General features: G+C 73.7%; 14 protein-coding genes and 1 pseudogene. 6 read left to right on the top strand and 9 right to left on the bottom strand.

From position 1 onward, the window contains the following. Position 1: 1 nt before the first annotated feature. Positions 2-697, top strand: coding sequence for a ribulose-phosphate 3-epimerase (locus tag RB146_05435; GenBank protein ID MDQ7828422.1), 696 nt, complete (start codon positions 2-4; stop codon positions 695-697). Positions 698-714: 17 nt separating this feature from the next. Here the strand turns inward: RB146_05435 and rbsD are convergent, their stop codons facing one another. The 6 genes from rbsD to RB146_05405 all read right to left on the bottom strand — a co-directional run bounded on the left by rbsD (position 715) and on the right by RB146_05405 (position 5,147). Further along, positions 715-1,110, bottom strand: a complete 396-nt coding sequence (gene rbsD, locus RB146_05430) for a D-ribose pyranase (GenBank protein MDQ7828421.1) — start codon at positions 1,108-1,110, stop codon at positions 715-717. Beyond that, a complete protein-coding gene (gene eda / locus RB146_05425; GenBank protein MDQ7828420.1) occupies positions 1,107-1,790 on the bottom strand; it encodes a bifunctional 4-hydroxy-2-oxoglutarate aldolase/2-dehydro-3-deoxy-phosphogluconate aldolase in 684 nt (227 codons plus the stop codon). The genes rbsD and eda overlap by 4 nt, the downstream gene beginning before the upstream one ends. Next, positions 1,787-2,740: a sugar kinase gene (locus tag RB146_05420; GenBank protein MDQ7828419.1), complete on the bottom strand. Its 954-nt coding sequence runs from the start codon at positions 2,738-2,740 to the stop codon at positions 1,787-1,789. Before RB146_05420 ends, eda begins: the two co-directional genes overlap by 4 nt. A 1-nt stretch (position 2,741) precedes the next feature. Further along, a complete protein-coding gene (locus tag RB146_05415; protein MDQ7828418.1) occupies positions 2,742-3,512 on the bottom strand; it encodes an IclR family transcriptional regulator in 771 nt (256 codons plus the stop codon). Positions 3,513-3,610: 98 nt separating this feature from the next. Further along, positions 3,611-4,378, bottom strand: a complete 768-nt coding sequence (locus RB146_05410; protein ID MDQ7828417.1) for an SDR family oxidoreductase — start codon at positions 4,376-4,378, stop codon at positions 3,611-3,613. 232 nt (positions 4,379-4,610) lie between these two features. Further along, a complete protein-coding gene (locus RB146_05405) occupies positions 4,611-5,147 on the bottom strand; it encodes a nitroreductase family protein (protein MDQ7828416.1) in 537 nt (178 codons plus the stop codon). 67 nt (positions 5,148-5,214) lie between these two features. Here RB146_05405 and RB146_05400 point away from each other — a divergent pair. After that, a pseudogene (locus RB146_05400) lies at positions 5,215-5,331 on the top strand (cation transport regulator ChaB). Between the two features lie 239 nt (positions 5,332-5,570). Here RB146_05400 and RB146_05395 read toward each other — a convergent pair. Both RB146_05395 and RB146_05390 read right to left on the bottom strand, forming a co-directional pair. Next, complete coding sequence (locus RB146_05395; protein MDQ7828415.1) at positions 5,571-6,101, bottom strand: hypothetical protein; 531 nt, start codon at positions 6,099-6,101, stop codon at positions 5,571-5,573. A 436-nt stretch (positions 6,102-6,537) separates the two neighbouring features. Beyond that, positions 6,538-6,975 carry a DUF4399 domain-containing protein gene (locus tag RB146_05390; protein ID MDQ7828414.1) on the bottom strand — a complete coding sequence of 146 codons (438 nt, stop codon included), beginning with the start codon at positions 6,973-6,975 and terminating at the stop codon, positions 6,538-6,540. Positions 6,976-7,185: 210 nt separating this feature from the next. On the opposite strand from RB146_05390, the gene RB146_05385 reads away from it, so the two are divergent. The 3 genes from RB146_05385 to RB146_05375 all read left to right on the top strand — a co-directional run bounded on the left by RB146_05385 (position 7,186) and on the right by RB146_05375 (position 10,866). Continuing rightward, positions 7,186-9,255, top strand: coding sequence for an ATP-binding protein (locus tag RB146_05385; protein ID MDQ7828413.1), 2,070 nt, complete (start codon positions 7,186-7,188; stop codon positions 9,253-9,255). 2 nt (positions 9,256-9,257) lie between these two features. Continuing rightward, the gene (locus RB146_05380) at positions 9,258-9,641 is read left to right on the top strand and encodes a response regulator (GenBank protein MDQ7828412.1); all 384 of its coding nucleotides are present in this window, start codon (positions 9,258-9,260) and stop codon (positions 9,639-9,641) included. A 73-nt stretch (positions 9,642-9,714) separates the two neighbouring features. Next, positions 9,715-10,866 carry a response regulator gene (locus RB146_05375; GenBank protein MDQ7828411.1) on the top strand — a complete coding sequence of 384 codons (1,152 nt, stop codon included), beginning with the start codon at positions 9,715-9,717 and terminating at the stop codon, positions 10,864-10,866. Between the two features lie 10 nt (positions 10,867-10,876). On the opposite strand, the gene aceA is transcribed toward RB146_05375, so the two are convergent. Next, positions 10,877-12,208, bottom strand: a complete 1,332-nt coding sequence (aceA, locus tag RB146_05370; GenBank protein ID MDQ7828410.1) for an isocitrate lyase — start codon at positions 12,206-12,208, stop codon at positions 10,877-10,879. 393 nt (positions 12,209-12,601) lie between these two features. Here aceA and RB146_05365 point away from each other — a divergent pair, with 393 nt between their 5' ends. Then, the gene (locus tag RB146_05365) at positions 12,602-13,528 is read left to right on the top strand and encodes a LysR family transcriptional regulator (GenBank protein MDQ7828409.1); all 927 of its coding nucleotides are present in this window, start codon (positions 12,602-12,604) and stop codon (positions 13,526-13,528) included. Positions 13,529-13,692 lie beyond the last annotated feature (164 nt).

Genomic DNA, 13,692 nt, shown 5'->3' with positions numbered 1-13,692 from the left:
GGTGGAGGCACAGGGAGGGACAGTCCAGGTGGTGGCCTCGCTGATGTGCGCCGACCTGACGGCGCTGGGCGCGGCGGTCCGTGCCCTGGAGGCGGCGGGAGTGGACGGTTTCCACGTCGACATCATGGACGGCCTGTTCGTCCCCAACATCGTCCTCGGGCCGCCGGTGGTGGCGGCCCTGCGCCCCCTGACCACCCGGCCCTTCGAAGCCCACCTGATGGTCCGGGACCCGCGGCCGCTCCTGCCCGCCCTCGCCCGGGCGGGCTGCGCGCTCTGCCTGGTGCACGTGGAGTCACGCGGGAGGTTGCGCCGGACGGTCGAGGCCGTCCGGGCCGCCGGCATGGCAGCGGGCGTGGCCCTCAACCCGCAGACGCCGCCCGCCCTCGTCGAGCCGGTCCTGGACCTGGTGAGCCGCGTCCTGGTCATGACCGTCCGGCCGGGGTTCGCCGGCCGGCCCATGGTGCCCGGCGCGGCCCGGCGCGTGGCTGCGGTGGCGGCCCTCCTCCGCCGCACCGGGTCGGGGGCGTTGGTGGAGGTGGACGGGAACGTCAATCCCCGCACCGTCGGCCCGCTGGTGGCGGCGGGGGCGCGCGTGCTGGTGGGGGGATCGACGGGCCTCTTCCTGCCCGACCAGCCTCTGGCCGTTTCGCTGGTGCGCCTGCGCGCGGCCGCCGCCCGGGCGCTCGCCGGAGGATGAGCGGCAGACTCCCGCCATCAGAACGTGACGCCGGCGATGAGGATGATGTTCGCGTAGGGGGTCTGCTCGCCGGTGCGCACGACGGCGCGCACCGCCGGGAGCTGGGCCTTGAACGCCTCGTGCGGGACGAAGGTCAGCGGCACCGCACCGAGCAGGCGGCGCACCGCCTCCAGCACGTGCGGGCTGCGCGTACCCATCTCTTCGGCGACCACGGCGCCCTCCACCGCCAGCTCGTGGAGCACCGCCTCAAGGGTCTGCAGGAAGGAGGGGACGCCGGCCACCAGGGCCAGGTCGACGCGCGTCACCGACGGGGGAATGGGGAGCCCGCTGTCGGCGATGACCAGGCGGTCGGTATGCCCCAGGCGGGCGATGACCGCCAGCAGCTCCGGGTGCAGGATGCCGCCTCGCTTCACGTCCCTCCCACCCCCGCCTGGGCCCCCTCCGTCCGCGCACGGGCGACCGCCTCGACCAGCGCGTGCGCCCGTGCCGTGATCTCCGCCCAGGCGCCGCGGGCCACCAGCGCCCGGTCCACCAGCGCCCCGCCCACCGCCACCGCCACCGCGCCCGCCCGGATGTAGGCCGGAGCGGACTCCACGTCCACCCCCCCGGAGGGGACGAGGCGCAGGTCGGGCAGCGGGGCCAGCAGGTCGCGCAGGTAGGCCGGCCCGCCGATGCGGGCGGGGAAGACCTTCACCAGGTCCGCCCCCGCGCGCCAGGCGGCCAGCACCTCGGTGGGGGAGAAGGCGCCCATCATCACCGGCACGCCGCGCTCCTGCGCGACCTCCACCACCTCCCAGGAGAGGGTGGGGGTGACCAGGAAGGCCGCGCCCGCCGCCACCGCCTCCCGGGCCTGCTGGCCGTCGGTGACGGTGCCCATCCCCACCAGCGCGCGCCCTTCCAGGCGGGCGCGCGCCGGTTCCAGCAGGGTGAGGGCCTGCGGGGTGGTACAGGTGAACTCGATGCCCCGCACCCCGCCGGCGGCGATCGCCTCGGCCAGGGGAAGCGCCCGGTCGGGGGCGTCCAGCCGCAGCACGGCAAACACACCACGCTCCAGCACATAGCCGAACGGGCTCAATTCCGCTCCCCCTCTCATGGGGCCACTTCCTCCTCGCGCCGGTGCACGAAGGCCTCCACCGCCTCCCGGGTCGGGAGGGCCGCGATGGCTCCCAGTCCTTGCGTGGTCAGTGCGCCCACCGCGTTGGCAAATCTGGCCGCCTCCTCCAGGTTTCGACCCCGCAGCCGCTCCACCACGAAGGCGGCGTCGAAGGCGTCCCCGGCACCGGTGGCGTCCACCGGCGTCACCGGCCACCCGGGTGCGTCCACCACCTCGCCCGTCGCCGTGCGCACGAGACAGCCCAGCGGGCCGCGTTTCAGCACGACGAGGTCCGGTCCGCAGGTGAGCAGCTGCTCCATGACGGTCTCCGGGGGCGCCCCGGGGAAGAGGTACTCGGCATCCTCGCTGCTCAGGAAGGCGATGTGGGCCCGCCTCAGGGCGGCGTCGACGATGTCGCGCAGCTCCGCCACCGGGTGCAGCCGGGGCCGCACGTTCAGGTCGTAGGTGACGGTCACTCCCAAGGCCCGGGCACGGGCCATCGCCTCGTCTGCGGCGGCGCGGGCCCCCTCGGAGATCGCCTGCGTGATGCCGCTCGTGTGGAAGCACCGCGCCTCCACCAGGTATGCGGGGTCGATATCCGCCGGGCGCAGGCGGCTGGCCGCCGATCCGGCCCGGTAGTAGGTGAAGGTGTGACGGCCGTCGCGGTCCAGCGCGATGAAGTAGATGCCGGTGGTCCCTCCCGGCTCGACGATCACCCCCCGGGTGTCGACGCCCTCCTGCCGCCACAGGGCCTGGCAGGCGCGGCCGAACTCGTCGTCGCCCACACGCGTGATGTAGCCTGCCCGCGCTCCCAGGCGGGCCGCGGCCACCGCGAAGTTGGCGGTGTCCCCGCCAAAGCCCCGCAGGAAGGTGCGGACCTCTCCCAGCGCGCCCCGCTCCAGGGCGACGAACTCCACCAGCGGTTCACCCAGGGCGACCACGTCAGGCACGTCACCGCGCTCCCTCTCGTCCCGCCGTCCACCCGAGCGCCCGGGAGATCGCCTGAGCTGCCTCGCGCACGCGCGGCCCCAGCTCGCGCCGCGCCCGCTCCAGCGTGATGCTCGTGGCCGCTCCCGACAGGCTCACCGCGCCGGCGACGCGGCCGCGGTGGTCGAGGACCGCCGCGCCCACGCAGCGGATCCCCTCCTCGTTCTCCACGTTGTCGATGGCGAAGCCGCGCGCGCGCACCTGGGCCAGCTCCTCCAGCAGGCGGGTCCGGTCGGTGATCGTGTTGGGTGTCCGGCGGGGCAGGCCGTGGCGGGCGATCACCGCCTCGACCACGTCCGGGGGCTGGAGGGCGAGCATGGCCTTCCCCAGCGCCGTGGAGTGGGCCGGCATGATCTTCCCCACGGCCGAGGCCATGCGCAGCGGGCCGGGCGACTCCAGCTTGTCGATGTAGACGACCTGGCCCTGCTCCAGCACCGCCAGGTGGACCGTCTCGCCGGTGGCGTCCCGCAACGCCTCCAGCACGGGGCGGCCCACCGCGCGCAGCTCGATCTGCTCCAGGCGCTGGGCGGCCAGCGAGAGGATTCGCGGGCCCAGCGTGAAGCCGCCGTCTGCGGAGACGGCGAACCCGTGCCGGGTGAGCGTCTCCAGGAGGCGGTAGACGGTGGGCCGGGGCAGGCCCACCTGCGCGCTGAGCTCGCGCACCTGCACCGGGCCGCCCGCCCGGGCCAGGGCCTCGAGCAGGGTGATCACGCGTTCGACCGACTGGACCGGCATCGCCTCCTCACCTCGTCCGCCGTCGAGCTGCCGCCGCGACCGTGCACCTCACCCCGCGCGACGGGCGCCGCGCGGGCTCCACCCGCGCCCGCCCGGCCTCATTCCAGGCTCAGCCCCCCGTCCACCAGCAGCGTCTGCCCCGTGACGAAATCGCCGCCCCGCACCAGGCCCAGGATGGCGGCGGCCACGTCCTCGGGGGTGGCGATGCGCCGCAGCGGGTAGCGGGCGGCAGCGCGCTCGACGGTCTCCGCATACGCCTCCCCAAAGTGGTCGCGCATCCACCCGGTGTCGGTGAAGGCCGGGGCCACAGCGTTCACGCGCACGCGCGGGGCCAGCGCCACCGCCAGCAGTCGGGTGAGGTGGACGAGCCCCGCCTTGGCCACGCCATAGGGGATGGAGGACATCGTGGCCGGGGCGAGCACGCCGGAGACCGAGGCGACGTTCACCACCACTCCGCCGGCCTCGGCCAGCAGCGGCGCCGCCGCCCGCGTGCAGCGGAAGGCGCCCAGCAGGTTGACGTCCAGGATCTCCTGCCAGACCTCGTCGGTGAGCGCTTCCAGGTCGGGGAGCGGGATCCAGCGCGTCGTGCCGGCGTTGTTCACCAGGACGTCGAGGCGGCCGAAGCGCCGCTCCACCTGGGCCACCATCGCCCGCACCGCGCCGTCATCCCGCACGTCCGCCTGCACCGCCAGCGCCTCCGCCCCGCGGGCGCGTACGGCCTCCACGGCCTCCGCCGCCGCGGATGCGGCCGACCGGTAGGTCACCACGACCCCTGCCGCCCCGGCGGCCGCCAGCGCCAGCGCCGTGGCGCGTCCGATGCCCGTGGCCGCGCCGGTGACCAGGGCCACCCGTCCCTCAAGCTCCACCGCTGCCCTCCTTAGTAGGGGGTCCGCCCGCTGCCGGTGCGGCCTCCACATCCAGCCTGGGCGGTGACGGCGCGGGGACGCCAGTCTCCGCAACCAGGCGGGTGAGCGTTGCTTTGTCCGCAGTGTGGACAGATCTCGTCATTTATGAGAATTAGCCGGAAGCGAGGCGGGTTCCTCTTTCCGGACCCGGTGGCTTCACCTGGGGCGCGCGCCCCGGGCGAAGACCGGGGAGCTACGCGAGCGGCCTCCCGTAGGTCTCGGCGAAGGCGATCTCGTGGAGCGGCAGGCGGTCCACGCGCCGCAGGATCGCCTCGGGGTCGCGCCCCGCGCGCGGGCGGGGCTGGCCCGGTGCCGGGAAGCCCATGGAGATGACGGTGGGGACGGTCAGGCCTTCGGGGACCTCCAGGAGACGCTGCACGCCCTCCGCGTCGGTGGGCGTGTTGGGACAGGTCCCCACACCCAGTGCCCAGGCGGCCACCATGAGGTTCTGCGCGGCGCGGCCCGCGTCGAAGAGCGCCCGCGGCTGGGTGAGCGTCAGGGCCACGCCGGCCGCCGCGCCGGCCAGGTTCTCCGGCCGGCTGAGCAGCGTGGCCAGCCGGGCCAGGCGCTCCCGGTCGCGCACGACGACGAAGCGCCACGGTTGTCGGTTGCGGCTGCTGCCGCTGGCCCGACCGGCCTCCAGGATGCGCCGCAGCAGGTCGTCCGGCAGCGGGCGGGGCGCGTAGCGTCGCACCTCGCGCTTGCTCACCACCGCCAGGTAGGCGTCCATGCAACATCCCTCCCCTGTGGTGGTCCTACGGGCCTCATCGCTTCCCCTCCTCATGAACGGGGGAAGGGAAGGCGCGAGCGCCCACCGGGTGGCCTACGCGGCGCTCAAGCACGAGTGCGAGAAGCGCGGGGACCGCTGGGTGAAGAAGGCACGGCGCGGGCCGTCCGACCCCCAGGCCGCCCACGGGCCGACCACCCGCCCCCGCTCCACCGACCGACCGCGTGCACCCACGGCCGGAGGCAAGGTGGCCCGGACTCCGTCTGAGGCCCGCCGCAAGGCGCGCCAGGCCCGGCGAGAGTCCGCCCGGACCCGACATGCCCGTCCCCGGTCCTCCGGCCGGCGGCAGCGGACGTAACACCGCGGAGGCGTGCCGCGCCCGGCACGCCTCCGCAGCGGTCCGGCCTCCTGCCCGTCAGGCCCCGATCAGGGGCTCGGGCTCGGGCTGGGGCCAGGCGAGCGCAGGCCCGGCACGGGCTGAGGTGCTGCCTTGGCCAACCCCTCGCGCAACCGGGCAGCCCAGAGGTCGGCCAGCGCCTGCTGGCTCATCCCGTTCAGGCGGGCGTGGTTGGCGTCCACGGTGATGATCAGCACCTCGCCGGCGAAGATGGCGGGCTGACCGGCGACCCGCCGGACCGTCACCGGCGGGGCCGTGCCTCGGGTGCGGCTGAGCGCCTCCACGATGCGCCGCCGCACCTGCACCAGCCGCTCCTGTACCGACATCCCGCCGGCCTCAGCGCGGATCCGCAGCACGATGACGCCCCCGACCACGACGTCCCCGGTCTCGCCCGGCACGGTGCCCGGCGGGGAGGCCGGGGCCGGGGACGGTGTCATGGCAGGGGTGGGGCTCGGCGCCGGTGTCGCCGGTGCCGCCGCAGCCACGCTCAGCCCCGCGCCGCTCACCAGCTCCAGCCCGCTCACCAGCCCCAGAAGACAGCACAGCACGGATGTGCGCATCCTCATCGATGCCCTCCAGACCAGCGCATGGATGTCCCTGGGGTGGAGGTTTACCCGATGTGGCAACTTTCAAACATTGAAGGCTCCAGGGCGCGGGCGGCTCCGGAACGGCGCGGGGACGGTCAGTCCGCCGCCCTCGTTGCCCCACCCCGGTCAGGGCAGCGGCTCAGAGCAACCACCAGAGCAGCAGGATGAGCAGGATCAGGCCTACGGGGATGTAGATCATCGTCGCCTCCTTCCGGCGCGCGCTCAGCGAAAGATCAGCCACAGGATGAGGATCAGGAGGATCAGGGAGCCGATGCCGATGTACATGACGCCGCCCCTCTCCAGGGTGGGATTGGAAGGATTGTTCCACCCGCACGGGCGGATGAAACCCGGCACCGCCACGGAGGGACCGCGACAGTGCGGGGCACCTGACCCCTGGAACGCGGCCGCGTCAGCGCACCTCGAACATCACTGTGTCCGAGACCCAGGGAGCGTAGGGGACGTGGTCGCCGTGCGCCCAGACGAGGATGAGCGTGTGCAGGCCCGGGGAGAGGTTCGGCGTGACGAACGCCGTCTCGGCCGTATGCCAGATGCCGTCCACCCCTTTGGGGATCGGCCGGCCGGCGTGCTCCGGCACCTTGTCCAGGTAGAGGTGGAAGTGCCCGGTGGCCGCATCGTGCGTCTCGTCGGCCGGGACCAGGCGGGCGCCCGTGACCCGCATGACCACCCGCACCGGTCCGCGCCGCAGGATCGCCCCCTCGGCCGGGGCGAGCAGCCGCACGGTGGGCCGTCGCAGCGGTTGGGCGTCCGTTCGCGGACCGGGGCGTCCGGCCGCCAGCACGAGGAGCATGCCGACCAGGAGTGTGGCTGTCCGTCCAGCGGTGCGCACCGTCCTCACCTCCCGTCGGGTCGCGGGGCACGGGGCGAGCGCTGCGCACCGCCGCCGCGTCTGCTGACGTAGGCCCTGTGGTCCCCAGGTTCTGCGGGCCGGCGGCGCGTTCCCCCTCCGTCGCCTCCAGTAGACCTTGAAGAGGAAGAAACATCCGCCGAGACCAGGAGCAGGGGGGATCGGGGACGAATGCCCCGGCGGGGCCTCCCCATGGCGTCTTCGTTGACCCCGCGCATCAGCCTCCGGACGAGGCTGTTCCTCCTCCTCTCCGGCGTCGTCGTGACCATGACCGTCCTCTTCGTCTCCCTGGGGCTGCGGTTCTACGCCCACGAGGTGCAGGGGGAACTCGAGGTCCGCGCCCGCTCGCTGGCCTCGCTGCTGGCGGAGAGCGTGGCCGGCTCCTTCTACGATCCGGGCCGGTTCGACCGGATGCGTACCTACCTGGAGAACGTGCGGGCCACCCCCGAGGTCGTCTACGCCTACGTCTTCGACCGCGAGGGCCGGATCCTGGCCGACGGCACGCGCGAGAACCCGCACTTTCGACAGGTCCCGGCGGACCCGTTCCACGGTCCGGCCGTGCGCAGCCCGACCGCGCTGCTGCAGTACCGCGACTCCAGGTTCACCGCCCCGGGGAACGTGCTGGACGCCGCCCAGCCCTTCTTCGACACGGAACGGGAGCGCCTGGGCGGTGTGCGGATCGGGTTCACCCTCACCTCGGTGCAGCGGGAGATCGCCCGGGCCCGCCTCGCCGGCCTGGCGCTCGGCGGGCTCTTCGTCCTGGGGGGGATGGCGCTCTCAGCCTGGACGAGCGCGCGCCTGGTGCGTCCCGTGGCCGACCTCGTGCGCGGCACCCGGCTGGTGGCCGGCGGTCAGCTGGCCGTGACCATCCCCGTCACCACGCGCGACGAGCTGGGCGTGCTCGCGGACTCGTTCAACCGGATGGCGGCGGCCCTCGGGGAGCAACAGGCGGCCATCGAGCGCAAGGTTGGCGAGCAGCGCGCCCTCTACGAGATCGGGCAGGAGATCATCGCCCAGGTGGCGCTGCAGCCGACGCTGCGCCTCATCGTCGACCGGACCCGCACCCTGCTCGACGCCGACATGGCCGCGCTGGCGCTGCGCGAGGACGGCCAGGACCTCTTCGCCATGCGGGCCGTGGCCGGCGAGGGGAGCGAGGCGCTGGCGGCGGTGCGCTTCCGGCCCGGGGAGGGCCTGGGCGGCCGGGTGGCACGGACGGGGCGCCCGCTAATCGTCGGCGACTACCCGACGGAGGTGCCGGACAGTCCTTTCCTGCCGCTGGTCCGCGGCATCGGCGCGCGCTCCCACGTCGCCGTGCCGCTCACCGTGCAGGGGAGCGTGACGGGCGTCCTCTACGTGGTCAGCCGGGCGCCGCACAAGTTCGGCGAGGTCGACCGGCAGCTGCTCACCGTCCTGGCCGATCAGGCCGCCATCGCCATCGAGCACGCCCGGCTCTTCGAGGACACCCGCCGCTACGCCCGCGAGCTGGAGGGCAAGGTGGCGGAGCGCACCCGGGCGCTGCAGGAGGCCAACCGCCAGCTCGAGGAGAAGAACCGCGAGCTGGAGGTGGCCAACCGCCACAAGTCCCAGTTCCTGGCCAACATGAGCCACGAGCTGCGCACCCCGCTCAACGCCATCCTGGGGTACACGGAGCTCGTCCTCGACGAGATCTACGGGCCGGTGCCCGAGCGGCTGCGGGAGGTGCTGGCACGCGTCCAGCAGAACGGCCGCCACCTCCTCCGCCTGATCAACGACGTCCTCGACCTCTCCAAGATCGAGGCCGGCGAGCTGCGCCTGAGCCTCGCCGACTACTCCTTGGCCGACGTGGTGCAGAGCGCCGTCACGGCGGTGGAGCCCCTGGCCGCGGAGAAAGGGCTGGGGCTGCGGGCGGTCGTCCCCGAGGGGCTGCCCCGGGGGCGCGGGGACGAGCGGCGCCTCCTGCAGGTCCTGCTGAACCTCGTGGGCAACGCCGTGAAGTTCACCCCGGCGGGCGAGGTGCGCGTGGCCGTGCGCGTCGTCGGGGACGCCTTGGAGGTGTCCGTCAGCGACACCGGTCCGGGGATTCCGGAGGGCGAGCAGGAGCGCATTTTCGAGGAGTTCCACCAGGTAGACAGCTCGAGCACCCGGCAGGCCGGGGGGACCGGGCTGGGGCTGGCCATTGCGCGACGGATCGTCGCGCTGCACGGCGGGCGCCTCGGGGTGCGCTCGCAACCCGGGCAGGGCTCGACCTTCTGGGTCCTGCTCCCCATCCGTGTGGAGGGGTAACGGTGGCCGCGTCCGCCCGACGCATTCTCGTCGTCGAGGACCAGGAGGACAACCGTCGCATCCTCCGGGACCTGCTCACGAGCGCGGGCTACGAGGTCCTGGAGGCGACGACGGGGGAAGACGGGGTGACCGCCGCCGCGCGCTACCGGCCCGACCTGATCCTCATGGACATCCAGCTCCCGGTGCTAGATGGCTACGGGGCCACCCGGCGCATCAAGGCCGCGCCGGAGCTGGCCCACATCCCCATCATCGCCGTGACCTCGTACGCGCTGAGCGGGGACGACGCCCGCGCCTTCGAGGCCGGGTGCGACGGCTACATCGCCAAGCCGTACAACCCCCGGGAGCTCCTGGCGCTCGTCCGCCGGCACCTGCCCCCCAAGGCGTGAGGGCCACCGCACCCGTGCCCGGCACGGACCGTCGGATCGAGCGGGCCCCTGAGCCCGTGAGCCGTCCGGAACGATGAACCAGCCGCCGGTCATCCTCATCGCCGACGACAACCCCGCCAACCTGGAGATCCTGGGGACACGGCTGGCGGCGAGCGGCTACCGCATCCTCACGGCGGCCGACGGCGAGCAGGCGCTGGCCGCGGCCCGCCAGCACGCCCCGGACCTGCTGCTCCTGGACGTCATGATGCCGCGCCTCGACGGCCTGGAGGTGTGCCGCCGCCTCAAGGCCGACCCCGCCCGGCCGTTCCTGCCGGTCATCCTGGTCACGGCGCGGGGCGACCCGCAGGACGTCGTGGCCGGCCTGGACGCGGGTGCCGACGAGTACCTGACCAAGCCGGTCGACCACAGCGCCCTGGTGGCACGGGTGCGCTCGATGCTGCGGATCAAGGCTCTCCACGACACCGTGCAGGAGCAGGCGGCCCGGCTGGAGGCGCAGGCCCGGCAGCTCGAGGCCTGGAACCAGCAGCTGGAGCGGCGCGTCGCCGAGCAGCTCGCGCAGCTGGAGCGCGTCGGCCGCCTGCGTCGCTTCCTCTCGCCCCAGCTGGCCGAACTGGTGGTCTCCGCCGGGGAGGAGCGCCTCCTGGAGAGCCACCGCCGGGAGATCACGGCCGTGTTCTGCGACCTGCGGGGCTTCACCGCCTTCGCCGAGACGGCGGAGCCGGAAGAGGTGTTGGGCCTCTTGCGCGAGTACCACGGTGCCGTCGGGGAGGTGGTCTTCGCCTTCGGCGGCACGCTGGAGCGGTTCGTCGGGGACGGGATCCTGGTCTTCTTCAACGACCCGGTGCCGGTGAGCGATCCGGCGCTGCGGGCGGTGCGCATGGCGGTGGCCATGCGCGAGCGGGTCCAGCAGCTGCTGGAGGCGTGGCGGCGGCGCGGGCATGCGCTGGGGTTCGGCGTGGGCATCGCCGAGGGCTTCGCCACCCTGGGCGCGGTGGGGGCCTCGTGGCGGATGGACTACACCGCGATCGGCACCGTGACCAACCTGGCTTCGCGCCTGTGCGACGAGGCCGCCCCCGGCCAGATCCTGGTCAGCCAGCGGGTCTTGGCCGACGTCGAGACGGCGGTGGAGGCCGAGCCCCTCGGACCGCTCGTCCTCAAGGGCTTCTCCCGGCCGGTGCCGGCTTACAACGTCCGCGCGTTGCGCACCGAGGCCGCGCAGGAGTGACCGCCCGACTTCACGCCTCGGGCGGTCGTGCCGCCGATCCCAGCGTGGCGAACTGCTCCTCCTCCGTGGACCCGCGCAGCGCCAGCGTCGAGGCCCGCCCGGACGAGATCACCAGCGCCACCTGGTCGAAGTAGCCGGTGCCGACCTCGCGCTGGTGCCGCGTGGCCGTGTACCCCAGCCGTTCCAGCTCGAACTCGCGCTCCTGCCATCGGACGTAGGCCGGCATGCCCTCCGCGGCGAAGGCGTGGGCCAGCTCGAACATCGACGCCGCGGCCGTGTGGAAGCCCGCCAGCGTCACGAACTGGAACCGGTAGCCCATCGCCGCCAGCTCGCGCTGGAAGCGGGCGACGGTCCGCTCGTCGAGGTGGCGCCGCCAGTTGAAGGACGGGGAGCAGTTGTAGGCGAGCAGCTTGCCGGGGAACGCCCGGTGCACCGCCTCGGCGAAGCGCCGCGCCTCCGTCAGGTCGGGCCGGGCGGTCTCGCACCAGAGCAGGTCGGCATAGGGCGCGTAGGCCAGCGCCCGGGCGATGGCGGCCTCCAGCCCCGCCCGCACCACGTGGTAGCCCTCGGGAGTGCGCTCGCCCGTGGTGAAGGCCCGGTCGCGCGGGTCGACGTCGCTCGTGAGGAAGGTGGCGGAGAGGGCATCGGTCCGCGCCATCAGGACGGTGGGCACCCCGGCCACGTCGGCGGCCAGTCGCGCGGCCGTGAGCGTGCGGATGAAGTGCGCGGTCGGCACCAGGACCTTGCCCCCCAGGTGGCCGCACTTCTTCTCTGAGGCCAGCTGGTCTTCGAAGTGGACGCCGGCTGCGCCGGCCTCGATGAGCGCCCGCGTGAGCTCATAGGCGTTGAGCGGTCCGCCAAAGCCGGCCTCCGCGTCAGCCATGACGGGGACCAGCCAGTCCCGCTCTTCCCGCCCCTCCGCCCAGTCGACCTGGTCGGCGCGGCGCAGGGCGTTGGTGATCCGCCGTACGGCCGCCGGGGCGCTGTTGGCGGGGTAGAGACTCTGGTCGGGGTACACCTGCTCGCCCAGGTTCCCATCCGCGGCCACCTGCCAGCCGCTCAGGTAGATGGCGGGGAGCCCCGCCTTCACCATCTGCACCGCCTGGGTGGCCGTCAGAGCGCCCAATGCCGGCACGTAGGGACGGGTGGTCAGCAGGTGCCACAGGCGCTCGGCCGCCAGGCGCGCCCAGGTGTGGTCGATGCGGATCGAGCCGCGCAGGCGCACAACGTCCTCGGCGGTGTAGTCCCGCCGGATGCCCTGCCAGCGCGGAGCGGAGGCCCACTCCCGGGCGAGGTCGGCAGCCTCACCCCGGCGGCGGTCAGAGACCGCGTCGTGCGTCATGAGCCGTCCCTCCCCGCCCCGTTGAGCTGCAGGTGCCCCGCCCACACCCTGTCCGAGGGGCTCCAGGCGGGCCGGCTCGGGGTGCGGCGGCTCCAGGCCGTGCCGTCCGCCGCAGGGGCCGACCCGGCGCACCGGCTGCAGAAGGTGGTGGCCTCAGGGGTGAAGGCACAGCGCGGACAGCAGGGCGCCCCGCAAACCTGGCAGCTCCACTCCTCCAGCCGGGAGGCCAGGACCCCGCCGCAGGGGCAGGTCCGACCCCGGCTCCTCCCGGTCGCCTCGACACGGGTGCGCATGGCCCTTCCTCCTCGCGCCTGTGGTGGCTTGCATCCTAGGCGACCGGTGCTTCATAGTGGAAGACGATTTCTTCTATGCATGCTATAGAGGTTGTCTATCATGATCGACCTGCCCCAGGTTGAGGCCTTCGTCGCCGTGGCCACCTACGGGAGCTTTGCCAAAGCCGCCGAGTCCCTCTTCCTCACCCAGCCGTCGGTGAGCGCGCGGATCCAGCGGCTGGAGCGGGCCCTGGGCCAGCCCCTCTTCGAGCGGACGGGCCGCGGCGCGCGTCTGACCCGCGCCGGGAGCATCTTCCTGCCGGTGGCCGAGCGGCTCCTCAAGACCGCGGCCGAAGGGCGGCAGGCGGTGGAGGCGGCGCGGTCACGCGAAGGCGGGCTGGTGACCATCGCCGCCGCCCTCTCGGTGGCCACGTACCTCCTGCCGGAGATCGTCAAGGGGTTCCGCGTGGAGCACCCTGCCGTGCGTGTGGCCATCCGCTCGGGCCACTCCCGGGACGTCCTGCGCATGGTGCTGGACGAGGAGGCGGAGATCGGTCTGGCACGCGGGCTGGCCCACCCTGCCGTGCACACCGTCCGTCTGGGGCGCGACGAGATCGTCCTGGTGGCGCCCCCCGAGCACCCGCTGGCCCACCGGCGGGAGGTGCGCCTGGCCGAGGCGGCGGCCCAGCCCCTGGTGCTCTTCGACCGGGGGAGCAGCGACTGGGTCCTCATCACCGGCTTCTTCCGCCGCGGCGGCCTCCTCCCCAACACGGTGCTGGAGCTGGAGGGCATCGAGGCGGCCAAGAAGATGGTCGAGAAGGGCATCGGCATCGCCATGCTGCCCCAGCTGGCCATCCGCGAGGAGCTGCGGACGGGGCGTCTGGTCCAGGTGCGGATCAGTGATGCGCGGCCGCTGACCCGGCCGGTCGACCTGGTCTACCGCCGGGAGGGCATGCTCAGCGAAGCGGCACGGGCGTTCAAGGACCACGTCCAGCGCGCCTTCCCGGCACTCGAGCGCCGGCGGCGCCGGGTCCTTCGTAGAGCGTGAAGGTCTGCCCCGGCCCGGCGTGAAGGCCTGAGCCGGAGCAGGTGCCGCCGGGAGGCGGCGACTAGCCCCGCCGGAGCTCCACCTGCGTCTGTACCGCCATCGGTTTGAGCAGTGCCAGGTAGACCGGGCAGCGCTCCAGCCACGCCTGGATGAGGCTGCGGACC

Source organism: Armatimonadota bacterium (assembly GCA_031081585.1).
In the GTDB taxonomy this organism is placed as follows: domain Bacteria; phylum Sysuimicrobiota; class Sysuimicrobiia; order Sysuimicrobiales; family Humicultoraceae; genus Geohabitans; species Geohabitans tengchongensis.
The sequence above is the reverse complement of the archived record's forward strand: the minus strand, read 5'-3'. Positions and strand labels throughout refer to the sequence as shown.

Coding starts and splice junctions, on each gene's coding strand:
- RB146_05405 (MDQ7828416.1), bottom strand. CDS start 5,147: ATGGACGCCTACCTGGCGGTGGTGAGCAAGCGCGAGGTGCGACGCTAC.
- RB146_05365 (MDQ7828409.1), top strand. CDS start 12,602: ATGATCGACCTGCCCCAGGTTGAGGCCTTCGTCGCCGTGGCCACCTAC.
- RB146_05395 (MDQ7828415.1), bottom strand. CDS start 6,101: ATGCGCACATCCGTGCTGTGCTGTCTTCTGGGGCTGGTGAGCGGGCTG.
- RB146_05385 (MDQ7828413.1), top strand. CDS start 7,186: ATGGCGTCTTCGTTGACCCCGCGCATCAGCCTCCGGACGAGGCTGTTC.
- aceA (MDQ7828410.1), bottom strand. CDS start 12,208: ATGACGCACGACGCGGTCTCTGACCGCCGCCGGGGTGAGGCTGCCGAC.
- RB146_05415 (MDQ7828418.1), bottom strand. CDS start 3,512: ATGCCGGTCCAGTCGGTCGAACGCGTGATCACCCTGCTCGAGGCCCTG.
- eda (MDQ7828420.1), bottom strand. CDS start 1,790: ATGAGAGGGGGAGCGGAATTGAGCCCGTTCGGCTATGTGCTGGAGCGT.
- RB146_05375 (MDQ7828411.1), top strand. CDS start 9,715: ATGAACCAGCCGCCGGTCATCCTCATCGCCGACGACAACCCCGCCAAC.